This window comes from uncultured Sulfitobacter sp., assembly GCF_947500075.1.
Lineage (GTDB): Bacteria > Pseudomonadota > Alphaproteobacteria > Rhodobacterales > Rhodobacteraceae > Sulfitobacter.
In genome coordinates, this window is record NZ_CANMQS010000001.1 from 909,970 (window position 1) to 934,256 (window position 24,287).

Here is a 24,287-nt window from a genome sequence, read left to right on the forward strand (position 1 = left end):
CAGAAGAAACCCCACCTCTGAGAAAATGCAGAAAACTTATACAGAGTTAACCCTACCAACATCAGGCAGAAAGCAGCCTTATCCACAAACCCTGCGAAAAAATTGAAACCCTTTCGTAACATCAGGCGTTTCTAGTCCAAACAATATGAAGCCAATGCGCAAGACCAGAGGTAGAAACCGATGCAGACCTATCAGACACAAATCACGGATGTGATCTACAACGCCAGCACCCAGTGCTTTGAAGCCTTGGTAACACTGCATGACGCCGGCAAAGCACGCAAATATGCCTGTGCCATCAGCGCTCCGATCACCATGTCGTTTGAGGATGCCGCCAAGGGCCTGACCCAACAGGCAGAACGGCGCCACGCAACCCGGCTGGGCCTCAGCTCTCACTTCACCGCATCGCGCGCGCGGCCCCGTGCCGGACGTATGGGTTTCGACCCGGTCCATTGGCTTGAAAGCCTGATCAGCAAAGAAGACCGCAGCGCGGCCTGACCCAATCAGACGACCCCATGCTTGCGGATCCCCCCGCTGCGCGACTTCTGTCCCCGTGCAGCTTTCCGCAGGTGACAGAGACGCGATGCCTGCCTGCACTGTCTCTGTACACTGCCGGATATCGCACCCCAGCGATATCCGGCCTTTTTTTGCATCACGCCAGCGCTGCCAACCTGCGTTCACGCAAGCGTGCACAACTTGTGAACCCCGCGCAGGTGACAGGGCTCACGACCGCCCCCATATCAAGGTCATGGAAAGGGGCATCCCCCGGAACCGGACCTGTGCATGCACAAGACCCCCACCGGTTTCATATGCCCCCCGACAGGGCCTGATATCAGTGGCTCTGCCCAGCCCGGCCTGCACCCCCCCTCGCAGTGCCGGGCTTTTTCGTCTGTGGACTTGCCCCGGCCACCCGCGTAAAGACAGGCCGTTTGCCATTTTTGCAGGAGCCCCCCATGACAGATGACCGGTTGATCGTTGCACTTGATGTCCCCAACGCCGTTGCAGGCCTTAACCTGGCGGAGCGGATCGGCGCAGACGTCGGATTCTACAAAATCGGGCTGGGCATGTTGACAGGCGGCGGACTGGCCCTGGCCAATGAGCTCAAGCAAGAGCACGGCAAACGCATCTTTCTGGACATGAAGCTCTTTGACATCGGTGCCACGGTTGAAGCCGCGGTACGCGGGTTGGCGCAATTTGACCTGGATTTCCTGACCGTGCATGGCGATCCGCATGTGGTCCGGGCCGCCAAGGAAGGGGCCGCAGGCAGTGACATGAAAATCCTCGCCGTTACCATCCTGACCTCCCTCGACCGGGCGGATCTGGACGCCGCGCTGATCCAACCCGGCGATGTGCAGGACCTTGTCATCACCCGTGCAGGCCGCGCTTTTGAGGCAGGCGCCGATGGCGTCATCGCGTCCCCTCAAGAGGCCGCGGCGATCCGCGCCTTGCCCGAAGCCGCAGGCCGCCTGATCGTGACCCCCGGTGTGCGCCCCGCAGGCGCCGCCCTTGGCGACCAAAAACGGGTCGCGACACCCGCGCAGGCCATCAAGGACGGCGCAGACCATATCGTCGTCGGCCGCCCGATTTGGCAGGCCCCCGATCCCGCAGAGGCGGCGCAAAGTGTTTTACTAGAACTTTCAAGGGCGTAGCGCTCAGACGACAGAACACTGTGCCAAATAGACAACAAAACCGATTTTGACCCCATGGTCAGGAATCCCTTACTAGGTGGATTTGGGGCGCCATGCTAACTTTACGTAAGGTGATACTCCCCGACGAACTGGTTCTTCCTGATGTTCGTCAACTCCCCCCGCTACACGCAGCGGGGGGCTTTCTGTATGCAGACCCTTTTCCCTTGTATTCCAGCGCTCAGCCGCTGCGCTCCAGATAGTCGCGAAGCCTGTCCTGAAAGGCCGGAACGGCCTTGGCGTGGCTCAGAAACGCGGATGGCTGCATCAGGGACCACCGTTGTCCCTCATCCCCGAAAACCACGCGATCTGCGGCACTTGCAGGCAGGTGTGCCACGAAAAACCACTTGGTCAACGGCCCCTCCGCATAGGATTGTGACCACGCAACAGCACTCTGCGGAACATGCAATCCCAGCTCCTCGAAACACTCCCGCTGACCACACGCAAAGGGTGTCTCACTCCCCTCCCTTCCACCACCGGGTAGGTCCCAGTAGCCGGCAAAGGGAAGGCCCGCGATCTCATCCCTGAGAATCACTGCCAAGGCGTCCCCCAGAAAAAGCGCAATCTTGCTGCCGTCAAATGCCACGTTGCCGCCCATGTTCATTCCCTCAACGCTCCGCTAATCTATAGCTGCCTTTTCCTAATCAGGTCTCTACCGATGGCCGCCCTGTGCCGTGATTGCCTGTCAGATATTCCTCAGCAACGCCGCTGCCCTGCTTGCGGCTCTCCTCGCGTGCTGTCACACCCCGAACTGCACAGCCTGTCCATCGCGCATATGGATTGCGACGCCTTCTACGCCTCTGTTGAAAAACGCGACAACCCGGAACTTGAAGGCAAACCCGTCATCATCGGCGGCGGCCGCCGCGGCGTGGTCTCCACCGCCTGCTACGTCGCGCGCATTCGCGGCGTGCGCTCTGCCATGCCGATGTTTCAGGCGCTCAAACTCTGCCCCGAAGCCGTGATCATCAAACCACGGATGGAGGCGTATGTCGAAGCCTCCCGCGCCATTCGCAAGATGATGGAGGACCTCACCCCCGCAATTGAACCTTTGTCCCTTGATGAGGCTTTCCTCGACATGACCGGCACCGCCCGCCTCCATGGCGCACCGCCTGCGGTCATGCTGGCCAAACTTGTCCGGCGGATGAAAGATGAACTGGGGCTCACGGGCTCCATCGGCCTCAGCCACAACAAATTTCTCGCCAAGGTGGCCTCTGACCTCGATAAACCGCATGGGTTCTCCATCATCGGCGAAGCGGAAACCGCCGATTTCCTGCGCGACAAACCCATCAAGCTGATCTGGGGCGTCGGCGCAGTCACGCAAGCGGCATTGGACAAAGCCGGCATCCGCACTTTCAGTGACCTCCTGCGCTGGGAACAACAGGACCTCATCGCCCGCTTTGGCGGCATGGGCGACCGGTTGTGGCACCTCGCGCGCGGCCAGGACCGCCGCCGGGTGTCCGCCCATGAACCGGTCAAATCCATCTCCAAGGAAACCACCTTTGGTGAAGATACCGCCGATCCGGACATTCTGGACGGCCACATCTGGCGGCTTTCCGAACAGGTCGCCGACCGCGCCAAGGCCAAGGGGATGGCGGGCCGCGTGGTGACGCTCAAGCTCAAGCGGAGCGATTTCAAAACCCTGACCCGCCGGGTGTCCCTGCACGACCCCACCCAACTGGCCGACCGCATCTACCGCACCGCGCGGGGCCTGTTTGACCAGATTGACGATCCCGGCCCCTTCCGCCTGATCGGCTGCGGCATCTCCCACATCAGCACGCCGGAAGGGGCAGACAGCGAAGGCGACCTGCTCGATCCGGGTGCCGAAAAACGCAGCAAGGCGGAACGCGCAACCGACGCCATCCGCGACCGGTATGGCAGCAAAGCCATCGTGAAGGGCCGCGCCCTGCGTTAGGACGTGCACAACGCCTCAAGCTGATCCATCGCACAGGCCGCTTGCCGCGCAACCGTCTCAGCCGACGGTTCCGGCATCGTACCAATCACCCGCCGCACCTGCATGTCCCCCACCAGCAGATGCATGAACAATGTCCCGATCTCTCCGGCCTTGGGCGGCTGCAACTGCCCCTGCCGGATCGCCGCGCCGAACAGCTGCTGCAACAGCGGAAACACCTGCTCCCGCCCGCCTGCGGCCAGCGCCTGACCCAATTGCCCTGTCGGGTCTGACGCCGCCGCGCGGTTCAGCGCAATCGCCTTTTCCCCCAGCAACATCTCCAGCAGAACAGGCGCGCTCTGGCGCAAACCTTCAACCGGGTCTGTTCCCTCTGCCAAAACCGCCTCCATCCGCGCACGCACGTCGATCGTGTTGGCCTCCACCATGCTCAGGAACAGCCCCTTCTTGTCCCCGTACCACCGGTAAAGCGTTTCATTCGAAGCCTTCGCCGCCTTGGCCACCGCCAGCATCGACGTCCCTTCGAACCCCTGCTCTGCAATCAAACCGTAAGCCACCGCCTCGATCTCCCGCATCCGGGCCGCGCGTTTGTCCGCTTTCATCACCTGCACCCCAATCGCTTGACAAGTAATCGTACACCATTGTACGGATATGTAAAGACGTACACAGATGTACACTTACGCAAAGGAATCGCCATGAAACCCACCACAACCGTCCTCCCCCTGCTCTCTCTGCTTGAGGCAGGCGCCCTCTTTGGGTTCTTCTATGCCTGGGTTTGCTCAACGATGTGGGGATTGGATGCCGCCGACCCTCGGGTCGCGATCGAAGCGATGCAGGCCATGAACGCCTCTGTCCGCAACGCCGTCTTCGCCCCGGTCTTCTTTGGCACACCCGTCGTCACCGGCATCACGGCCTTCGTGCTCTACCGCGCGGATCAGAGCCCCGCCGCCCTGTGGTTCGCACTGGCAACAGCCGTCATCGCCCTGCTTGCGGTACTTCTGACGATGGGGATCAACGTCCCCATGAACGAAGCCCTCGCCCAAGTCGCGGTCCCAACTGACATCGATGCCGCGCGCGCGATCTGGCTGGCGTACTCCCCCGATTGGCAATTCTGGAATCAGCTCCGCACGGCCACCTCCGGCCTTGGCCTGCTGATGGTCGGCATCGGGATCATGCAGGTGAAGTAGGCTACTCCGCCGCCAATGGCACCCGGCCCTGGCCAATCTCGGCTAGTTCCGCCACCACGGCTTTCAACGCGGCGCGCACCGTCTCAAACTGCGCATTGGGTTTGACCGTCCGCTCATCCATATAAAGCGCGCGGTCAATCTCGACCTGAACCGCATGCTGACCCTGCGACGGCCGCCCATAGGTCTGCGTGACATAGGCCCCGGCAAAAGGCGTATTGCGCGTCACGGCGAACCCTTGCCCAACAAATGCCGCCTCAACCCGGTCCACCACATCCCCGCTGGCGGCGGCCCCGAACCGGTCACCCAGCACCACATCCGGGCGCGTCATGCCAGACCGCACCACCCCGTCAATCGCCTCATGCGGCATCGAATGACAATCAATCAGCACCGCCTGCCCATGCCGGTCGAACGCCCGGTCCAGCAACGCCTGTAACGTTGCGTGATAGGGCACCCAATAGGCCTCGATCCGCTGCTGCGCCTCTTCCATGGTGATTTTCCCACGGTAGATCGCACGGCCATTCGCCACGACCCGCGGAATCACCCCAAGCCCGGACGCCACACGCGGATTATGCGTCTGCCGCGCCGCCCCTTCGATCAATGCCGGGTCCAGCTCTCCACGGGCGCGATTGAGATCGACATAGGCGCGCGGCGCCAGCGCCTTGAGCAGCGGCGCACCATATTCAGGCGCAGATTCAAAGAGTTGATCAACAAACGCATCCTCAGACGACCGAATGGCATGGCGGTTCAACACCGACGTGCCGATGAACGACGCCCCATAATCCCGCCCCGAATGCGGGGACGCGAAGACCACACAGGATAAAGCCCCCGAAGGAGCGAGGATTTCATACGCTCGGTTTGACATGTCCTGCCTTTCACGCACCTACATAACGCATATTTCGCTTTTGCCAAAAGCCCTTGATCCTGTGCGCGACTCCTTTTATAGCACCCGGACCGGCGCGGCATTTCGCGCCCCATTTTGTTTGGGGCAGGGATTTTGTGCAGGTACGTGGGTGATTAGCTCAGCGGTAGAGCACTTCGTTGACATCGAAGGGGTCACTGGTTCGATCCCAGTATCGCCCACCACGCAATTCACTGGCCCTGAACCTTCAGGGTCGCCCGTAACCCGGCACAGGCCTTTCTTTTATTAGGAAAGTCAGGGCCATAGATGGAAGGATGAGGACATGAAAGTTCGCAATTCGCTCCGCTCGCTCAAGAACCGGCACCGTGATTGCCGCGTCGTGCGTCGCAAAGGCCGCGTTTACGTGATCAACAAGACCCAGCGCCGGTTCAAAGCCCGCCAGGGCTGAACAAGGCACGGAACGCCGCGCGTTTCGGTATGCAAAAGGCTGCTCCCACACCGGGGCGGCCTTTTTCGCGTTAGGGCAGAAAAGCAGGCGCGCAGGGGCGCTTCCGCACTTCAAATCGCAACCCGGCCGTGACACCGGACGGTGCGCCGTGGTCCACCACGACCTTTTCAGACAGCGTCACATGCGCCAACCACGCCAGCGTCTCGGCAATGCGCGGATCATCAGGCGGCCGATCCCGGAAACGCGGAACACCCGTGCGCAACGACCTTTCCACAACAGGACCGCGCCGCACAGTGTCAGGCAATTGGACAAGCCGCACGCCCTGGCACAGGAACAAGGCCTCCGGCACCGCCCTAGCCTCCTGCCCCGGTGAAATACCCCGCAGATCCACCAGATGCCCGCCCTTGGTATTATAGTTCCGCACCCCAAACGTCAGCGGGTCCGGCATGTCAAAGAAGCTGGTTTTGCCCTCCCGCCCAAACAACGCCTCTTCCCCCTGCCAGATGTTCCCATAGGCAAAGCGCACCTCGAAGGTTCCCGGCGGCACCAGCACCCGAAAGAACCGCCCGCCCTCAATATACGCCGCCAGAACGGTCTCATCGGTCTCGAAATCGGTCAGCGTAACGTAGTAATCCTGCGGCCCCAATGTCTTGACCTGCAACGGAAAGACCGCAGGCAACCCGCTGCGGTGCCACATCAGCCCGTGTTTGGCAGGCGGCACATCCTCGGCCTGCACCTGCACAGCACCCAGAAACAGCGCCGACAGGCACAGGCATAGCCGCACAAGATCAATCAGCACCCGCATTGAAAACGCCCTTTTCCGTGTATTCATATTCTAACGCCACAGGATGTCTGCGCAATCCGCGCAGGCTCCCTTGTGCGATGCTGCACACACAACTTCTTGATCGCACTGGTCCTGCCCCCTCCAAAAGGATTAGGTGAGACCAACATGAAAAAGCAAAAGAGGCATGACATGACCGAATATACCCCCCCGAAAGTCTGGACATGGGACAGCGCCTCCGGCGGCAGGTTCGCTTCCATCAACCGCCCCATCGCAGGTGCGACCCACGACCATGAATTGCCCGTGGGCAAACACCCGCTACAGCTCTATTCCCTCGCCACGCCAAACGGCGTGAAAGTCACCGTCCTGCTCGAAGAGCTGCTGGCCGCAGGCCACACAGGTGCGGAATACGACGCCTGGATCATCGACATCTCCGAAGGCGCGCAGTTCGGCTCCGGCTTTGTGGAGATCAACCCGAACTCCAAGATCCCCGCGCTGACGGACCGCTCCGGCGATACCCCCCAGCGCGTCTTCGAATCCGCCTCCATCATGATGCACCTGGCCGAGAAGTTTGACGCCTTCATCCCCAAAGCCCCCGCCGACCGTACAGAGATGTACAGCTGGCTCTTCTGGCAAATGGGCAGCGCGCCCTATCTGGGTGGCGGCTTTGGCCACTTCTACGCCTATGCGCCCGAGAAATGGGAATACCCCATCAACCGCTTCGCAATGGAAGCCAAGCGCCAGCTTGACGTCATGGACCGCCACCTGGCCGACAATGAATGGTTCGCGGGCGAATACTCCATCGCCGACATGGCGATCTGGGCATGGTATGGGCAATTGGTGCTGGGGCGCCTCTACTCGGCGGCCGAATTCCTCGACGTGGCCAGCTACAAGAACGTGCTGCGCTGGGCCGAAACCATCGACGCCCGTCCCGCCGTCACCCGTGGCCGCATGGTCAACCGCGCCTTCGGCGATGACCTGTCCATGCAACTGCACGAACGCCACGATGCGTCGGATTTCGAGACAAAGACGCAGGATAAGATCGCGAAGGAGTAACCGTAGGGTGCGCATTCACTGCGCACCACACGTCCCAACCACATGCAGCACACCAAACCTGCGCGCATGAAACACTGCACCAAGCCGGTCTTCTTCTCTGACCGAACGAAGATCGGCTTGGTGCCCATACCTCCAGAATACGGCGGTTCGAACGAACATCAGCTCAGGATTTAGGGGCGTCCAGCAGGCGCGCTTTCAGCACGTTGATCACCTGCTGCGCAATCGCGATTTCGTCGGGCAAGATGTCCTTTGACAGCTCGTTCACCCAAGGGATTTGTAACGCCATCGCCGCTTCATACAGGTCTTTTCCCCTGGGTGTCAGTGTGACCAGATGTGCGCGTTTGTGTTGGGGGTTCGGCAGAAACTCAACAATTCCTTCGTGTGCCAGCTCATTTATGATGCGTTGCACGCCTTGTCGGTGAACCCCCATGTTTCGCGCATGCCACGCAACAGGTTCCGGCTTTTCCGCCTGAGCGATCGCGCCAAGTATCTGCCAGCGCGCGCTTGTCAGTCCCAGCTCGGCGACAAGCCGATCACCCGTGAGCTGCAACCGGCCATTCAGCCGGAACACATCCAAAATCAGCGTCGTTAAAGCTTCCCCGGCTTCGGTCCATTGTTCTTCTACCATGTCGATTGCTTATTATGTTGACAACATATTGTCAAATCAACTAGAGATCAAAAATGACAACATGTCACCAATTTCACCCCGATGTGGAGCAATACTTATGGTCACATTCAAACCCCTCGATCCCGCCTGCCCGATTAATCAGCAACTTGGCGTCGACGCGGGCCCGGTGGTTCTGGTCAACCTGTTCACAGTCGATGCCGAAGATCAGGAAGCATTGGTTGCGGCGTGGAAAGTCGACGCGCTCTGGATGAAAAGACAGCCCGGTTACATCAGCACGCAGCTACACAAGGCTGTTGGCGAGAGCTGCATGTACCTCAACTACGCAATCTGGGACTCGGTCGCTGACTTCCGTGCGGCCTTCGCAAATCCGGAGTTTCAGAACGCGCTCAGCCACTATCCATCCAGTGCCGTCACCGCACCCCATCTCTTCGAGAAGATTGCCGTCGCGAACTGCTGCACGGCATGACCAAACCCGCGAGAAAGAAATGAAAAAGCGCATTCACGCAATTGCAGGTGGCATCGGCTTCCTGATGATTCTGACCTTCTGGGCCTCCACGGCGATCAGCGAGCTGTTCGGCAGCCATGAAACGATTGCAGCGGTCAAAGGCTGGATCCTCACCGGCATGTTTGTCCTTATCCCGGCAATGGCCATCGTTGGCGGATCGGGTATGGCCATGGGCCGCAGACGCAAGGATCCCCCTGCGAGAACCAAGAAAAAACGCATGTCCATCATCGCGATGAACGGTCTCCTGATCCTTTTGCCAGCCGCTTGGTTTTTGGCGGGCAAGGCAGCCGCAGCAGAATTCGACAGCACATTCTACATCATTCAAACTATTGAACTGATTGCCGGTGCGGCAAATCTCACCATGATGGGACTGAACATACGCGATGGTTTGAAAATGACGGGAAGGATCGGACGTTCCAGGTGAGGTTGTCGTCTGGCAACTGTATCTTCAAGTTGTCGGCACGGCCCAATTCTGGCGCAGCAGCAGCAAAGATCGGAAAAAATCCGCGCCGCCGGCTGCCTCACACCATGCCGCTCCTTACCGCCGCCGCCCCACCTGCCTGCAAATCAGAATGACCGGCAGCAACCCCATGGCCACAATCACCAGCGACGGCACCGCCGCGCCTTCCAGCCGCTCGTCACTCGCCAGCCGGTAGGCCTGCACTGCCAGCGTATCCATATTGAACGGCCGCATGATCAGCGTTGCAGGCAGTTCCTTCATCACATCCACAAAAACGATCAACAACGCCGTCATCAGCGATGGCGCGAGGATCGGCAAATGCACCCGCCTCAGCGTGCCCAACGGTCCCTGCCCCAAGGATCGCGAGGCGGCATCCATATTGGCATGCACCATCGCCTGCCCGCCCTCATAAGCGCCAAGTGCCGCCGCCAGAAACCGCACCATATAGGCCCCCACCAGCAGCCAGATCGACCCGGTGATCAGCAACCCCGTGCGGATGCCGAAGCTCTCCCGCATCCAGGCATCCAACGCATTGTCAAAAGCCGCGAAGGGCACCATCAGCCCCACGGCGATCACCCCGCCGGGCACCGCATATCCCAGCCGCGCGATATAGCCGGACACCTGCGCAGGCCGCCCCGGCTGCAACCGCTGGTAAAACCCCACCACAATCGCCGCCAATACCGTGACCACCGCCGCCACCCCGGCCAGCGTCACCGAATTGCGGATGAACCCCAAATAGCGCGGGCTGAGCAGGTTCTGCTCAGACCCCAGCCCCATGCTGAACAGCACAATCACCGGCACAACCGCGCCCAGCAGCACCGGCAAACCACACAGCACAACCGCACCCCATGCCTGCACGCCCCTCAGATCAACAGGCGGCATCGCCACCGCGCGTTTGCCATTGTCATGGTACTTCGCACCGCCCCGCTGATACCGCTCCAGCATCGCCAGCAGCAGCGCAAAACTCAGCAAACACAAGGCAAGCTGCGCCGCCCCGGCCCGGTCCGCCAGCGAGAACCAGCTGGTGTAGATCCCCGTCGCAAAGGTCTGCACGCCGAAATAGGCCACCGTGCCGAAATCCGCGATGGTCTCCATCACCGCAAGCAACACACCTCCCGCAATCGCGGGCCGCGCCAGCGGCAGGCTCACCTTGAAGAACGCCGCCCAAGCGCTGGAGCCCAAAGCGCGTGCAGCCAAAAAGGTCGTGCCGCTCTGTTGCAGGAACGCCGCCCGCGCCAGCAGATAGACATACGGATACAGCACCAGCACCAGCATCGCCGCCGCCCCGCCCAGCGATCGAATGTCGGGAAACCAATAGTCCCGTGGCCCCCAGCCAAACACAGCGCGTAGACTGGTCTGCACGATGCCGGGATGATCCAGAACATGGGTATAGGCATAGGCCAGCACATAGGCCGGAAAGGCCAGCGGCAGCACCAATGCAATCTCAAAGAACCGCACACCGGGAAAACGCGTCATCGTCACCAGCCATGCCGCACCCACACCCACCGCAAAGGTGCCCGTTGCCACCAGAACCACCAACGCCAGCGTGGTCAGGGTATAACGGCCCAGCACCGTCTCCACCAAATGCTGCAAAGTATCAGTGCCGCCAGTGAGTGCCGCCAGCAGCACCGCAAGCATCGGCAGTGCACAGAGCGCCGCAATCAGGATCGCCACCACGCCAAACCGCCGCCCGTCCCTCGACCGGGACCGGCGCGCGCGTTGGACATCCATGGTTTCCATGCTCATACGTCTATTTCGACGATTTCACTCAGGATTGCCAGAGCCGTTGCACCGGCGCGTGCACCCCGGGTCAATCGTACGTGCGCTGATCCTCGATCACCAAACCATCCTTGGGCAGGCTGCCGGGGGCATGCACTTCCACCGCGCCCTTCATCTTGAGCAGGCTCACAACCGACGCTGCATAGCGTTCCGCATCGCCCCCCGCGCTTTCGATCTGCACGGTCATCTGGTCCTGCTCACCCGTGCGGCTGGCAATCACCCGCGCCTTGGAGACCTCATCATGCTGCGCCACCAGCGCCGCCACCTGTTCAGGCCGCACGAACATGCCCTTGATCTTGGTGGTTTGATCCGCCCGGCCCATCCAGCCCTTGATGCGCTTGTTTGTCCGTCCACACGGGCTCTGCCCGTCCATGAACGCGCTCAAGTCTCCGGTGGCAAACCGCACCAGCGGATAATCCGGGTTCAGCGCCGTCACCACCACTTCGCCCACTTCACCGGGGGCCACAGGATCACCCGTGCCGGGGGTCACGATCTCAACAATGACCCCTTCATCCAGGATCATCCCCTCCATCGCGGGGCTCTCATAAGCGATGTTGCCCAGATCGGCGGTGGCATAACACTGCAAACAGGCAATCCCACGGTCGATGTACCACGCCCGCAGCGACGGGAACAAAGCCCCCCCGCCCACAGCAGCGCGTGTGATGCCCAAAGACACCCCCATCTCATCAGCTTTCTCCAGAATGACCTTCAGGTAATCCGGCGTACCTGCATAGGCCGTTGTGCCCACGTCTCGTGCGGCCTGCACCTGCAACTCCGTCTGGCCCGTGCCCGCAGGCAGGACCCGCGCGCCCACAGCAAGCGCACCGCTTTCAAACATGTGCCCCGCCGGCGTCAGATGATAGCCAAAGCAGTTCTGCACCACATCGCCGGTACCAATCCCCGCCGCATGCAGGAACCGCCCCATGCGAAACCAATCGCCGTCGATCCGTCCGGGTTCATAAATCGGGCCGGGCGACTGGAAGACATGGGACACTGCCCCCACCTCGATCCCCCCGAAAGGCGGTCTGGCCTTCTGCCACTCGCTCAGCTCGGATTTGCGCAGCACCGGCAATTTGACCAGATCAGCGGCAGTCTGCACCTCCGCCGCCGCCGCGCGCCAGGCGTCAGGGGCAACGGTGATGCCAGCCAGCCGCGCCCGCAACAACTCCGCCTGCGCGGCTTCGCGCGCATCGGCAGAACGGGTCTCAAGATCATCAAAACTCTGGGTCATTGGCTTGGCTCTCACCTTAGGGTGCGATGGGTGACATCACCCATCCTACGGGACGCTGTTTGACGGATGCTTGCACCCACCACCATCCTCACGACAACCAACGCTTCCGCCGCCGATACGACCGCACATCCCGGAACGACTTGCGCCCCTCATCCGACATGCCCAGATAGAATTCCTTCACATCCTGGTTTTCCCGCAAATCCTTTGCAGGCCCGTCCATCACAACGCGGCCCGATTCCAGAATGTAGCCATAATGCGCGAACCGCAGCGCCACGTTGGTGTTCTGCTCCGCCAGCAAAAAGGTCACGCCCTCCTGCTCATTGATCGACTTCACGATGTCGAAAATCTGCTCCACCAACTGCGGCGCCAGCCCCATCGAAGGCTCATCCAACAAGATCGTCTCGGGTTTGGACATCAACGCCCGGCCCACCGCACACATCTGCTGCTCCCCGCCCGAGGTATAGCCCGCCTGCGATTTCCGCCGTTCCTTGAGGCGCGGAAAGTAGTTGTAGACCAACTCCAGATCTGCTGCGATCGCCGCATTTCCATCTGTGCGCGTATAGGCACCGGTCATCAAATTCTCTTCAATGGTCAGGTGCTCAAAACAATGCCGGCCTTCCATGACCTGCACGACGCCCTGTTTCACCGTCTCCGCCGGGTCCGCGTGCTGAATATCCTGCCCGCGATACTTGATCGACCCCTTGGTGACCTCCCCCCGCTCTGACGCCAGCAGGCCTGAGATCGCCTTGAGCGTCGTGGTCTTGCCCGCGCCATTGCCGCCCAGCAAAGCGGTAATCCCGCCTTTGGGCACATTCAGGCTGACACCCTTCAACACAAGGATGACGTGGTTGTAGATCACCTCAATGTTGTTGACCTCCAGCACGTTATCAACCTGTGCGTCGGCCTGTTTTGCATCATCCAGCATGGGGTGCGCCCTTGTGTAAAATCTCAAAAAACCCCCGGCCGCGGACAGCACCGCAGCCGGGGAAAGCTGCAAGCCTTAGCCGCAGTTGCCTTCGATGTTGTTTTCCGCCGCATAGGCTGCGGAATCCTCAGCAATCAGTGGCCCGATCACATCCATGTCCGTGGGCGCAAAGTCCGCAATCTTGACGAACTGACCCGCAGAAGCATCCCACTGCGTTACGGCAACCATGCCTTCACCACCGTGGTTCGCGCAGGAGACGTCAAACGCCGGACCAAAGCTTGGCAGACCCAACTCGGCCATGCGCGCTTCGGTCACGCTGAGCGCTTCCATGCCATCGCGCATCATGCCGCTGGTGATGTCTGCAACGCCGTGGATTTCCTGCGCCTTCTCGACAGCCAGCTGTGCCAGCATCGCAGCATAGATGCCCCGGTTGTAGGGCACAGTACCGATCTGATCGCCCGCACCGGCCGCTTTGCCCGCATCCACGACATACTTCTGAATGTCGTCAAACAGCGGGAAGTCGTTGCCGACAGCCGTCAGCGCCAGCGCCTTGTAGCCATTCGCCGCATCCCCGGCAGAGGTCACGTCGATCTCCGCACCGGACCACCAGATGCCAATGAAGTTCTCCATCGGGAAGCGGATGTTCGCGGCTTCCTGAATAGCGACCTGGTTCATCACACCCCAGCCATACATGATCACATTGTCAGGACGTTCCCGACGGATCTGCAACCACTGGGACTTCTGTTCCTGACCGGGGTGATCGACCGCCAGTGTCACCAGTTCAAAGCCGTGCTTCTTGCTCAGCTCTTCCAGCGTCCGGATCGGTTCCTTGCCATAGGCAGAGTTGTGATAGACCAGCGCGATCTTCTTGCCGTTGATGTCGCCGCCATTCGTCTCAAGAATGTGGTTGATCGCGGCAGATGCACCGTTCCAGTAGTTCGCCGGGTAGTTGAACACATGGCTGAACACATCGCCGTTCGCCGCAGATGTCCGACCATAGCCCATGGAGTGGATCGGAATGTCATCCGCTGTTGCCTTGGGGATCAACTGATAGGTGATACCGGTGGACAGCGGCTGATACACCAACGCGCCTTCGCCCTTGGTGGCCTCATAGCATTCCACACCCTTTTCGGTGTTGTAAGCAGTCTCACATTCGAGAACGCGGGTCATCACACCGCCGATGCCGCCGTCACGCTCGTTCAGCAGTGTAAAGTAATCCGCATAGCCATCCGCAAACGGGATCCCACCCGCCGCGTAAGGACCGGTCCGGTAGCTCAGTGACGGGAACACAAGGTCCGCCATCACGGGGCTTGCTGCCATCAGGCCTGCAACGGCCATTGTACCTAGTTTATATTTCATCGGTGTTTCCTCCCTTGGATTTTATCCGACTTTTCTTCTTCCGTAGGATGGGTGATTTCACCCATCATGGACCGTCCCCATCAATGCGGGAACGGCCACAATCTCAACTTCTCCTTGGCCACGCGCCACAGCTGCGCCAACCCATGCGGTTCCAGTATCAGGAACATCACGATCAAACCGCCGACGATGACCAGCTGGAAATGCGCCACAATATCCGTGGGCCACCCCAGCATATCCACGCCGACGATCTTCAATACCACCGGCAGCAGCACCAGAAATGCAGCGCCGGCAAATGAGCCAAAGATGCTCCCCAGCCCTCCGATGATGATCATGAACAGAACAAGGAACGATTTCTGAATGCCAAAGGCCTCGCCCACTTCCACAGCCCCCAGATAGACCGAGAAAAACAACGCCCCCGAAATCCCAATGAAGAACGAAGACACCGCAAAAGCCGTCAGCTTGGCGCGGAGCGGGTTCACCCCGATGATCTCCGCCGCAATATCCATATCACGGATCGCCATCCACTTCCGCCCCGACGCCCCCCGCGTCATGTTGCGTGCAATCACTGCACAGACGATGGTGAAGAACAAACAGAACAGATAGGTGGCCCAGGGCTCCGTCTGCGGACCCGTAATCAGGATCCCCGCCAGATCCCTTTCCGGCGCGTTGATCTGCCCGGAAGCCGAATAGTTGTAAAACCACGACACCCGGTTGAAGAGCCAGACAAGGAAAAACTGCGCCGCCAGCGTCGCCACGGCCAGATAGAACCCCTTGATCCGCAGGCTGGGCAGTCCAAACAGCACGCCCACAAGCGCCGTCATCACCCCGCCCATGATCACGGAGAAAAAGATGTTGAACTGCGGCAACCGGAACAGCAGTTCCCCGCCCCACCAGATGTCCACCCCGGTCATGAACTTGTAACAGGCATAGGCCCCCACAGCCATGAACCCGCCCGTGCCCAGCGACACCTGCCCGCAATATCCCACCAGAATATTCAAACCGATGGCAGCAATCGCGTAGATCAGGAAGGGCAACAGAAACGAATTCGCCCAGTAGTCATTGATGATGAACGGGATCACAAAGATCGCGATGAACAGCACCACGTAATACCGATACCGGTCGAACTTGATCGGAAAGGTCTGGTTGTCTTGGGCGTAAGTCGTACTGAAATCGCCTGCTTCACGGTAGAACATTTAGACCTCCAATGTGGTGGGTTTTACCCACCCTACGGATTGCATTGTAGGGTGGGTGGAACCCACGCGCCGGACCACGCTAAACACGCTCAATGATCTTCTCCCCAAACAACCCCTGCGGGCGGAACACCAGGAACACCAGCGCCAGCATGTAGGCAAACCAATTCTCCGTCGCGCCCCCAAGGAACGGCGCCCCAATCAGGAATTCAAACAGCTTCTCGCCCACGCCAATGATCAACCCGCCAATGATCGCACCGGGGATCGACGTGAACCCGCCCAGCATCAGCACCGGCAAGGCCTTCAAGGCAATCAGCGACAGTGAGAACTGAACGCCAGATTTCGCCCCCCACATGATCCCCGCGACCAACGCCACGAAGCCCGCGAGCGACCACACCAGCACCCAGATGAAGTTCAGCGACACCCCGACGCTCAACGCCGCCTGATGGTCATCCGCCACCGCCCGCATCGCGCGCCCCTGCTTGGTGTACTGCGCAAAGATCACCAGCCCCGCCACCAGCACCGCCGCAACAATCGACGCCACGATATCGAGGTTATCAATAAAGAACCCATAGCCCAGCGCCTCATAGGTCGTGCCCTCAAGCCAGACGTTCATCCCCTGCGGCAGGCAATTCCCTTCCGAGGCGCAGACATTCAGCGCCTTCAGCTCCGACCCCCACATCAGGTCCGCAACCCCCTCCAGGAAATAGGCCAGACCAATGGTCGCCATGAACAGAATGATCGGCTCCTGCCCCACCAGATGTTTGAACACGAACTGCTGCACCATCCAGGCCAGCGCAATCATCACAATGACCGTCAGCAGGATCGCGGCAAAGCTGTGCACATGCCAGCCGAACTTGTGCACATCCGTCCCGAAAATAGCGTTGATCAGATGCGCAAAGGGCACCTGCCCGTTCTGGATGCCCACCAGCGTCATCGCCGCAAAAAGCGCCATCACCCCCTGCGCATAATTGAAGATCCCCGACGCCTTGTAGATCAGTACGAAGCCAAGGGCGACCAGCGCATAAAGCACCCCCGCCATCAGCCCGTTGAGGAAGACCTCAATGGTAAAAGCCAACTGCTCATTCATCAGATCTTCTCCAAATCATAACGCAACGCGCGTTGCCGGTGTACAGGTTGTGTACAGCCTGTGCACATGTGGTGTCCGGGTTGTGCGCCCCAAAAATCAGTCATGCGCCACCCCCAGATAGGCATCAATCACCTCCTGATTGTTGCGCACCTCATCAGGCGTCCCGTCTCCGATCTTCTTGCCGTAATCCATCACAACCACCCGGTCAGACAGATCCATCACCACCCCCATGTCATGTTCAATGAGCGCAATCGTGGTGCCAAATTCATCATTCACATCGAGGATAAAGCGGCTCATGTCCTCTTTTTCCTCGACGTTCATCCCCGCCATCGGCTCATCCAGAAGCAGGATCGTCGGCTCCGCCGCCAGCGCGCGGGCCAACTCCACACGTTTTTTCAACCCATAGGGCAACCGCGCGACAGGGGTCTTGCGAATGGCCTGAATTTCCAGAAAATCAATAATCTTTTCAGCGACTTCCCGGTTGGCGATCTCTTCAGCTTCGGCTTTGCCCTTCCACAGTGACTGGGCAAACAGCCCCGTCTCCATATGCGTCAGCCGCCCGGTCATGACGTTGTCCAGCACCGTCATCCCTTCAAAAAGCGCGATGTTCTGAAACGTCCGCGCAATCCCCTGACGGGCCACCTGAAACGGCTTCATCGCAGGCCTGCGGCTGCCCTTGTACCAGACCTCCCCCTCCTGCGGGACATAGAACCCCGAAATCACGTTCAGCATGGAGGATTTGCCTGCCCCGTTCGGCCCGATGATCGCGCGAATTTCCCCCTCACGGATGTCAAAGGAGATGTCCTTGATCGCCTCAACCCCCCCGAATCTCAGGGTAATATTCTTCATCTCCATGACCACAGGCCCAATCGTGCGCCCGTCTGCCGTCTGGTAACTGTCGGTTTGGTCTAGCATCCGGCCGCCCCTTCCAAATGGTTCAAAATACCACACCCCACTGCCCCGGCAGTCGCTGCCTGCAGCGATGAGAGGGGGAGGGCCGATCTGCCGCATACGAAACGCTGCGGCTCAACCACCACACGGGAGGGCGGGCGGGATGGTTTCGCATTGTCCGCATTGCGGCAATCGCTCCGGGGGAGCGATTGAATGCGGAACGCACGCGCATGCCGCACGGTCTCACAGCCCCCCATCACTGCGCGGCCATCTTCGCAGCCACCACAGAAACCGCCGCATCGCATATCGTCAGCGTTGCGGAAATCGATCCCTTGCGCCCATCCTCATAGGTCACCTCGGTGGTGGTCGAGACCTCATCCGACCCATCGTACAGCGCGTTAATGATATCTGAATACTTATCCTCGATGATCCGCCGTCTCACTTTCCGGGTCCGGGTCAACTCGCCATCATCCGCATCCAGCTCTTTGTGCAACACAACAAATCGATGAACCTGACAGCCTGACAACATCTCATCCTGCGCGACAGAGGCATTCACCTCCTCAACGTGAGACTTGACCGTCGCCAACACCTGCGGATGCTGCGCCAATTCCTGATAGGACGCATAGCCAATGTTATTGCGCTCCGCCCAGTTGCCCACCGCCGTTAAGTCAATGTTAATAAACGCCGTACACTGCTCGCGGCCCGATCCAAAGACCACCGCTTCCAGAATGTTGGGGAAGAACTTCAGCTTGTTCTCCACATACTTCGGCGCGAAGAGCGATCCATTCGCCATCTGGCCCACGTCCTTGGCCCGGTCAATGATCCGCAAATGCCCGGTGTCTTCCTCGATAAACCCGGCATCCCCCGTGGCGACCCAGCCTTCGGCATCCTTGGTATCAGCCGTGCTCTCGGGGTTCTTGTAGTATTCCACAAACACCCCAGGAGAGCGATAAAACACCTCACCATTGTCGGCGATCTTCAACTCCACACCGGGGCAGGTCACGCCCACCGTGTCTGACCGCACTTCGCCATCCGGCTGCGCGGTGATAAACACCGTGGCTTCCGTCTGGCCATAAAGCTGCTTCAGGTTGATCCCCAAAGACCGATAGAAATCAAAGATTTCCGGCCCGATCGCTTCCCCTGCGGTATAGCCCACCCGCACCCGGCTGAAGCCCAGCGTGTTCTTCAGCGGCCCGTAGACAAAGAACTCACCCAGGTTGTATTTGAACCGGTCCATCTGGCTGACATTCCGCCCATCCAGAATATCCGGCCCCACCTTGCGCGCATGGGCCATGAAGTGGTCAAACAGCCACTTCTTGAACCTTCCGGCGTCTTCCATCCGGATCATCACATTGGTCAGCTGTGTCTCGAACACCCGTGGCGGCGCAAAGTAATACGTGGGTCCGATCTCGCGCAGGTCCACGTGCATCGTATCCGCACTTTCGGGGCAATTGGTGCAGAACCCAGTCCACATCGCCTGCCCCACGGAGAAGATGAAATCCCCGACCCAGGCCATTGGCAGATACGCCAGAATATCATCTGTCTGCCGCAGCCCGTCAAAGGCTGACGAAGATTTCGCCGTCTCGATGATATTGCGGTTGGACAGCACCACACCCTTGGGTTTGCCCGTTGTGCCAGAGGTATAGAGCATCACACCCGTGCTGTCGTAATCCAGCTTGGCCTGCCGCGCTTCGAGCTCCTTGATGAACTCATCCCGCGCCGCGCGGCCCTGATCCTGCACGTGGGAATACTGGTGCAACGTGGTGTGATCGTACTTCCGCAGACCCCGTGGGTCCAGATAGATCAGATGCTCGAACTGGTGCAGATCCTCCTGAACCTCAATCACCTTGTCGACCTGCTCCTGATCGCCAACGATGACAAACCGCGCCCCGCAGTGATCCAGCACATAGGCCATCTCTTCGGCATTCGCGTCCTGATAGAGCGGCACCGGCACCGCGCCGACCATCTCTGCGGCCACCATCGCCCAGTACAGATACGGTCGGTTGCGCCCGATGATGGCGATGAAATCGCCCTCGTTCACACCAAGGTTCAGCAACCCCAGCGCCAGCGCCTCCACCTCGTCGCGGGTCTGCGACCAGGTCCAGCTTTGCCAGATCCCGAATTCCTTTTCACGGTACGCAGGTGCGTCCGCAAATTGCTCTGCATTACGGTGCAAGAGCGCCGGAACGGATGCGGGTCCGTCGGCGCGCGTCAGCGGCTTGGCCAAATCATGTCCTCCCTTGCCCGCCCTCCCGGCGGGTCAGATCGCTTGCTGCGATTCTGATCCTATTAGGAACTTAGACATAGGGTGAAGGTCAACTTTTTCCTGATGTTTTCGCAATTCTAACGAATTGTAACAGCGCTCAATTTACCCGGTTGGCCCTTGGCCCACCCGCCTTCCCTCTGATAGCCAAGGTGCGGAGGTTGAGGCATGCACATCACAGAAGCCCAGACCAAGGCAATGACCACGGCAGGTCTGAACCTGATCGCACAGGCGCTGACGATCTATGACAGCGACCTGCGGCTCGTCGTGTGCAATGCCCCGTTCCAGCAAATGTTCTCCCTGCCCGACGCGCTGGTCACCCCCGGCGCCACTTTTGAGGACACCATTCGGCACCTGGCGGAAACCGGCGAATATGGCGAGGTCGGCAATGTCGACAGCTTCATTCAGGAGCGGGAGGCCCAGGCCCGCACCTTCACCGCGCATTACATGGAACGCACCCGCGCCAACGGCCGCACCATCAGCGTCGAAGGCTCCCCGCTGCCGCAGGGCGGCTGGGTCACCGTCTATACCGACATCACGGCGGTCAAACAGCATGAAGCGCTGCTGCGCGCCCGCTCTGACGCGCTGAATGATCAGGTGCTGGCCCATACGGAGCAATTGGCACAGACCAACCGCGAACGCGCCGCGATGATCACCACGCTTGAGGAAACCAAACGTCAGTTGACCGAATCCGAAGCGCGCATGCGCTTGACGACCGAAATGATGCCGGCCCATATCGCCCACGTCGATGCGACAGGTCATTACACCTATTCCAACCGCCGCCTGTCCGGCGTCATCCCCGGACGGCCCAGCAACATCGTCGCCATGCACATCTCCGACGCGCTGGGTGACACCGCCTTTGCGCGCATCTCGCCCGCGCTGACCCAGGCCTACGCGGGCGAAGCCTCTGTTTTCGAATTCACCGATGACGCCAGCGCCCGCCGCATCCGCGTGGCTTTCACCCCCGATACACGCGGCGGGGTCTACATCCTGTCAATGGACGTGACCGAGGAAACCCAGACCCGCGTTGCCCTGCAACAGACCCGCAAACGCGAGTTGGCCACGCAGATGATCTCCGGCCTCGCCCATGATTTCTCAAACCTGCTCACGATCATCCTCGGCCTGCAATCGCGCCTGGGTCGCCTGCCAGACCTGCCCGCCGCCGCCCCTGAGCTGATCGAAAGCACCCTCGCCGCGGCCCGCCGGGGCGGCACCCTGCTCAGCGCGATTGCGGACGTGACGGGCCCCCGTGCCGTGCGCCCGGTGGCCACACGGCTCGACACCCTGCTGGCTGAGTTCGAAACCCTCGCCGCCCCTTCCTTGCCCAAAGGCGTGCAGATGCAGACCATCAATGAAGCGGGCGCCGCACAGGTGCTGATCGACCGGGGCAAGATCACCGACAGCCTGCTGAACCTGCTCCTCAACGCACGGGATGCCTGTGGCACAACAGGGCAGATCACCCTGACCCAGCGTCTTGTGCACGACACATGGGTCGAATGGGTCATGCGCGACACCGGCGCCGGCCTCTCCCCCCAGGCGCTGGAGCGCGGGTTCGATCCGTTCTTCACCACCAAGGGCAGCGAAGGCTCGGGCCTTGGCCTGTCGATGGTCTATGACATGTCCAAATCCGCCGGCGGCGATCTGCGCCTTGCCAACCATCCGCAGGGGGGCGCAGTGATCACCCTGCGCCTGCCCTACCGCCCGGCGCTGCCCGCCACCACGGGCCTTGTCCTGCTGGTCGAAGACGACGACCAGCTGCGCGAAACCCTGCGCGATCAACTCATGACGCTGGGCCATTCCGTGATCGAAGCCACCAGCGCAGATGAGGCAACCGCCCTGCTCGCCGACCTGCCCGACATCGCGCTGATCCTGTCGGACATCCAGCTCAAGGGCGAAGCCACCGGCGTCGATCTGGCAGCCCGTGTCGCAGGTCACACGCCCCTCGTCCTGATGACCGCCCTGCCCGCCGATCACCCGCTCCACATCGCGGCCAGCGGCCACGCTCCCGTCCTGCGCAAACCCTTCAGCACCGACGATCTGTCCCGGTTGCTGGCCACCCCCGACATGGCCGCCCAATGACCCGCCCGCTTGTCACAATCCTCGACGACGAGCCGGAAATCCGGCGCATGTTGTCCGACGCGCTGGAGGAATCCGGCTTCGACACGCTCAGCTTCTCCCGCGCCAGCGCGTTTGAAGCCGCACTCACCACCAAAACCCCCGACGTCTGCCTCGTCGACCTCAGCCTGCCGGACAGCGACGGGCTGACCCTTGTGCACCGTCTGGCACTGGAACAAGGCGCGATCGTCATCATCATCTCCGGCCGCGCCGAAGTGCAGGACCGGGTGACAGGCCTTGAACTGGGCGCGGATGACTACATCATCAAACCCTTCGACCCCGCAGAGGTCGTCGCCCGCATACGTGCCCGCCTGCGCAGCACCAAACAACAGGTTGAGACGGGCCATACCGCCCAGTTCAACGGCTGGACCGCGCATTTCGACACCTATCTGCTGGAAGACACCGAAGGGCTTGAGACCCCCTTCTCCCACGCCGAAGGCGAAGTGCTGCGCCTGTTCCTGAACAGCCCCAAACGCCTGATCACCCGCAACCAGATGATGGAAACCCTGGGCGGCGCTGCGGCAGAAAGTTTCGACCGTGCAATGGACGTGCGCATCTCACGCCTGCGCACCAAACTGCGCGAGGATCCAAAGAACCCGCAACTGATCAAGACGATCTACGGTGCCGGCTACATCTTTCTGGGCGATGTCAGCTGGCGCTGAGGGCCTCTACCGCGCGCGCCAACACCTCAAGCCCCGCCACCAGATCATCCTCATCCGTATCCTCTTCAAACGCATGGCTGATCCCGCCAATGGAGGGCACAAAGAGCATCGCGACCGGCATATGCCGCGCGACATTGGTGGCATCATGCAGGGCACCCGATGGCAACACCCGCCACCGCTCCGGCGCCACAGCCGCCGCCGCCGTTTCCAACGCCCCGCGCAACCGCCCATCCATCGCGACGGGCTCCAGCCCCAGCATCGGCCCGAAGGACACCTCAAGCCCCCGCTCTTGCGCCACCTCAGCGGCCAACGCCCGAATGATCTCCTCCATCCGATTGAGCCGCTGCACATCCGCGTCCCGCCACTGCATCGAAAACGTGGCCTTCCCCGGCACAATGGAGGAGGCATTGGGCGACAGGCTCACATGCCCGATTGTCCAGACCGTGCTCGGCGTCACCACATTGCGCAACCGATCATTCAGCGCTGCATTGAAGGCAGACAGCCCCTGAAACGCATCCCGCCGCACCGCCATCGCGGTGGTCCCCGCATGGTTCTGCTGCCCCTCAAAGGTGATCTTCATGTCGCGGATACCGACAATATCACGGACCACCCCGATCTGCTCTCCGGCCGTGTCCAGGGTCGCGCCTTGCTCAATATGCAACTCGATGAACCCGGAAAACCGGGCCGGATCAACCGCCCCCGTCACCATATCCGCCATCGCAGCCCTTGCCGCTCCCAGCGTCACCCCCTGCGCATCCCGCCTCGCATCCGCATCAGACAACGCCAGAAGCCCCGACCAGACCGCCGACCCGGTGGTCACCCCAAACCGCCCCTCTTCATCCTGAAACGAGACAACCGAAACTCCCGGTGTCACCCGCGCCACTTCCAGCGCCGCCATCACCCCCAGCGCCCCATCCAGCCACCCGCCTTCCGGCTGGCTGTCCGTATGCGACCCCAGCAGTATCGACCGCCCCTCCGCCAGGCCAAAAAGGTTGCCCATCGCATCGACCGCCACCCGCAGACCGGCCTCTTCAAACCGCGCGGCCAGCCACCGCCGTGCCGCCACATCCGGTGCCGAATACGCAGGCCGCACCACACCCTTGCCCACGCCCGAGGCCCCAAACCCCCTCAGCTCATGCAAATCCGCTAAAAACCGTTCAGGAACAACGCCCATTCGGTCCCCCCCTCTTTTCTCCAAAAATATCCCAGAGCGCGAGACAGCGTCTCGCAATCCATTTTCTGGAGGAAAATGAATGAAATCGAACGCGGC

At 60.6% G+C, this 24,287-nt stretch carries 24 protein-coding genes and 1 tRNA gene; 11 read left to right on the forward strand and 14 right to left on the reverse strand.

Annotation, left to right across the window (positions count from 1 at the left end):
- Positions 1 to 180 precede the first annotated feature (180 nt).
- Entirely contained in the window at positions 181 to 495 is a 315-nt protein-coding gene (locus tag Q1A91_RS04420) for an orotidine 5-phosphate decarboxylase (RefSeq protein WP_299873361.1), read from the forward strand.
- Positions 496 to 950: 455 nt separating this feature from the next.
- Entirely contained in the window at positions 951 to 1,646 is a 696-nt protein-coding gene (gene pyrF, locus Q1A91_RS04425) for an orotidine-5'-phosphate decarboxylase (protein ID WP_299873364.1), read from the forward strand.
- Between the two features lie 217 nt (positions 1,647 to 1,863).
- Here the strand turns inward: pyrF and Q1A91_RS04430 are convergent, their stop codons facing one another.
- Positions 1,864 to 2,280, reverse strand: a complete 417-nt coding sequence (locus tag Q1A91_RS04430; RefSeq protein WP_299873367.1) for an NUDIX hydrolase — start codon at positions 2,278 to 2,280, stop codon at positions 1,864 to 1,866.
- A 60-nt stretch (positions 2,281 to 2,340) separates the two neighbouring features.
- Here Q1A91_RS04430 and Q1A91_RS04435 point away from each other — a divergent pair, with 60 nt between their 5' ends.
- Positions 2,341 to 3,594: a DNA polymerase IV gene (locus tag Q1A91_RS04435; RefSeq protein ID WP_299873370.1), complete on the forward strand. Its 1,254-nt coding sequence runs from the start codon at positions 2,341 to 2,343 to the stop codon at positions 3,592 to 3,594.
- Here the strand turns inward: Q1A91_RS04435 and Q1A91_RS04440 are convergent.
- Positions 3,591 to 4,190 carry a TetR/AcrR family transcriptional regulator gene (locus tag Q1A91_RS04440; RefSeq protein WP_299873373.1) on the reverse strand — a complete coding sequence of 200 codons (600 nt, stop codon included), beginning with the start codon at positions 4,188 to 4,190 and terminating at the stop codon, positions 3,591 to 3,593. The genes Q1A91_RS04435 and Q1A91_RS04440 overlap by 4 nt on opposite strands.
- A gap of 93 nt (positions 4,191 to 4,283) precedes the next feature.
- Here Q1A91_RS04440 and Q1A91_RS04445 point away from each other — a divergent pair, with 93 nt between their 5' ends.
- The gene (locus Q1A91_RS04445) at positions 4,284 to 4,775 is read left to right on the forward strand and encodes a DUF1772 domain-containing protein (RefSeq protein ID WP_299873376.1); all 492 of its coding nucleotides are present in this window, start codon (positions 4,284 to 4,286) and stop codon (positions 4,773 to 4,775) included.
- 1 nt (position 4,776) lies between these two features.
- On the opposite strand, the gene Q1A91_RS04450 is transcribed toward Q1A91_RS04445, so the two are convergent.
- Positions 4,777 to 5,637, reverse strand: a complete 861-nt coding sequence (locus Q1A91_RS04450) for an N-formylglutamate amidohydrolase (RefSeq protein WP_299873378.1) — start codon at positions 5,635 to 5,637, stop codon at positions 4,777 to 4,779.
- A gap of 146 nt (positions 5,638 to 5,783) precedes the next feature.
- Between Q1A91_RS04450 and Q1A91_RS04455 the strand changes: the two genes are divergently transcribed.
- Together Q1A91_RS04455 and ykgO are read left to right on the forward strand one after the other, a co-directional pair.
- Positions 5,784 to 5,858: transfer RNA gene (locus Q1A91_RS04455), tRNA-Val, on the forward strand.
- 98 nt (positions 5,859 to 5,956) lie between these two features.
- The gene (gene ykgO, locus Q1A91_RS04460; RefSeq protein ID WP_005850168.1) at positions 5,957 to 6,082 is read left to right on the forward strand and encodes a type B 50S ribosomal protein L36; all 126 of its coding nucleotides are present in this window, start codon (positions 5,957 to 5,959) and stop codon (positions 6,080 to 6,082) included.
- Positions 6,083 to 6,152: 70 nt separating this feature from the next.
- Here the strand turns inward: ykgO and Q1A91_RS04465 are convergent, their stop codons facing one another.
- Complete coding sequence (locus Q1A91_RS04465) at positions 6,153 to 6,887, reverse strand: hypothetical protein (protein ID WP_299873381.1); 735 nt, start codon at positions 6,885 to 6,887, stop codon at positions 6,153 to 6,155.
- A 168-nt stretch (positions 6,888 to 7,055) separates the two neighbouring features.
- Between Q1A91_RS04465 and yghU the strand changes: the two genes are divergently transcribed.
- Positions 7,056 to 7,919 (forward strand): glutathione-dependent disulfide-bond oxidoreductase, encoded by an 864-nt coding sequence (gene yghU, locus Q1A91_RS04470; RefSeq protein ID WP_299873384.1) that lies wholly within the window; start codon positions 7,056 to 7,058, stop codon positions 7,917 to 7,919.
- A 163-nt stretch (positions 7,920 to 8,082) separates the two neighbouring features.
- On the opposite strand, the gene Q1A91_RS04475 is transcribed toward yghU, so the two are convergent.
- Positions 8,083 to 8,547 carry a MarR family transcriptional regulator gene (locus tag Q1A91_RS04475; RefSeq protein ID WP_299873387.1) on the reverse strand — a complete coding sequence of 155 codons (465 nt, stop codon included), beginning with the start codon at positions 8,545 to 8,547 and terminating at the stop codon, positions 8,083 to 8,085.
- Between the two features lie 97 nt (positions 8,548 to 8,644).
- On the opposite strand from Q1A91_RS04475, the gene Q1A91_RS04480 reads away from it, so the two are divergent.
- Together Q1A91_RS04480 and Q1A91_RS04485 are read left to right on the forward strand one after the other, a co-directional pair.
- Entirely contained in the window at positions 8,645 to 9,013 is a 369-nt protein-coding gene (locus Q1A91_RS04480; RefSeq protein ID WP_299873389.1) for an antibiotic biosynthesis monooxygenase, read from the forward strand.
- 19 nt (positions 9,014 to 9,032) lie between these two features.
- On the forward strand, positions 9,033 to 9,476 hold the full coding sequence (locus Q1A91_RS04485; protein WP_299873392.1) for a hypothetical protein: 444 nt from the start codon (positions 9,033 to 9,035) through the stop codon (positions 9,474 to 9,476).
- Positions 9,477 to 9,590: 114 nt separating this feature from the next.
- Here the strand turns inward: Q1A91_RS04485 and Q1A91_RS04490 are convergent, their stop codons facing one another.
- From Q1A91_RS04490 to Q1A91_RS04525, 8 genes are all read right to left on the reverse strand, one after another.
- Positions 9,591 to 11,258, reverse strand: a complete 1,668-nt coding sequence (locus Q1A91_RS04490) for an iron ABC transporter permease (RefSeq protein WP_299873395.1) — start codon at positions 11,256 to 11,258, stop codon at positions 9,591 to 9,593.
- A gap of 64 nt (positions 11,259 to 11,322) precedes the next feature.
- Entirely contained in the window at positions 11,323 to 12,522 is a 1,200-nt protein-coding gene (locus tag Q1A91_RS04495; protein WP_299873398.1) for a phenylacetate--CoA ligase family protein, read from the reverse strand.
- Between the two features lie 88 nt (positions 12,523 to 12,610).
- Positions 12,611 to 13,447, reverse strand: coding sequence for an ABC transporter ATP-binding protein (locus Q1A91_RS04500; protein WP_299873401.1), 837 nt, complete (start codon positions 13,445 to 13,447; stop codon positions 12,611 to 12,613).
- Positions 13,448 to 13,522: 75 nt separating this feature from the next.
- Positions 13,523 to 14,806: an ABC transporter substrate-binding protein gene (locus Q1A91_RS04505; RefSeq protein WP_299873404.1), complete on the reverse strand. Its 1,284-nt coding sequence runs from the start codon at positions 14,804 to 14,806 to the stop codon at positions 13,523 to 13,525.
- A gap of 80 nt (positions 14,807 to 14,886) precedes the next feature.
- Entirely contained in the window at positions 14,887 to 15,999 is a 1,113-nt protein-coding gene (locus Q1A91_RS04510) for a branched-chain amino acid ABC transporter permease (RefSeq protein WP_299873423.1), read from the reverse strand.
- A 79-nt stretch (positions 16,000 to 16,078) separates the two neighbouring features.
- On the reverse strand, positions 16,079 to 17,086 hold the full coding sequence (locus Q1A91_RS04515; RefSeq protein ID WP_299873426.1) for a branched-chain amino acid ABC transporter permease: 1,008 nt from the start codon (positions 17,084 to 17,086) through the stop codon (positions 16,079 to 16,081).
- Positions 17,087 to 17,182: 96 nt separating this feature from the next.
- The gene (locus Q1A91_RS04520) at positions 17,183 to 18,001 is read right to left on the reverse strand and encodes an ABC transporter ATP-binding protein (RefSeq protein ID WP_299873429.1); all 819 of its coding nucleotides are present in this window, start codon (positions 17,999 to 18,001) and stop codon (positions 17,183 to 17,185) included.
- A gap of 232 nt (positions 18,002 to 18,233) precedes the next feature.
- A complete protein-coding gene (locus Q1A91_RS04525; RefSeq protein WP_299873431.1) occupies positions 18,234 to 20,204 on the reverse strand; it encodes an AMP-binding protein in 1,971 nt (656 codons plus the stop codon).
- A gap of 204 nt (positions 20,205 to 20,408) precedes the next feature.
- Between Q1A91_RS04525 and Q1A91_RS04530 the strand changes: the two genes are divergently transcribed.
- Together Q1A91_RS04530 and Q1A91_RS04535 are read left to right on the forward strand one after the other, a co-directional pair.
- A complete protein-coding gene (locus tag Q1A91_RS04530) occupies positions 20,409 to 22,319 on the forward strand; it encodes a PAS-domain containing protein (RefSeq protein ID WP_299873433.1) in 1,911 nt (636 codons plus the stop codon).
- Positions 22,316 to 23,017, forward strand: coding sequence for a response regulator transcription factor (locus Q1A91_RS04535; protein ID WP_299873436.1), 702 nt, complete (start codon positions 22,316 to 22,318; stop codon positions 23,015 to 23,017). The genes Q1A91_RS04530 and Q1A91_RS04535 overlap by 4 nt, the downstream gene beginning before the upstream one ends.
- Here the strand turns inward: Q1A91_RS04535 and Q1A91_RS04540 are convergent.
- On the reverse strand, positions 23,004 to 24,191 hold the full coding sequence (locus tag Q1A91_RS04540) for a hydantoinase/carbamoylase family amidase (RefSeq protein ID WP_299873439.1): 1,188 nt from the start codon (positions 24,189 to 24,191) through the stop codon (positions 23,004 to 23,006). The two genes, Q1A91_RS04535 and Q1A91_RS04540, sit on opposite strands and share 14 nt — an antisense overlap.
- Positions 24,192 to 24,287 lie beyond the last annotated feature (96 nt).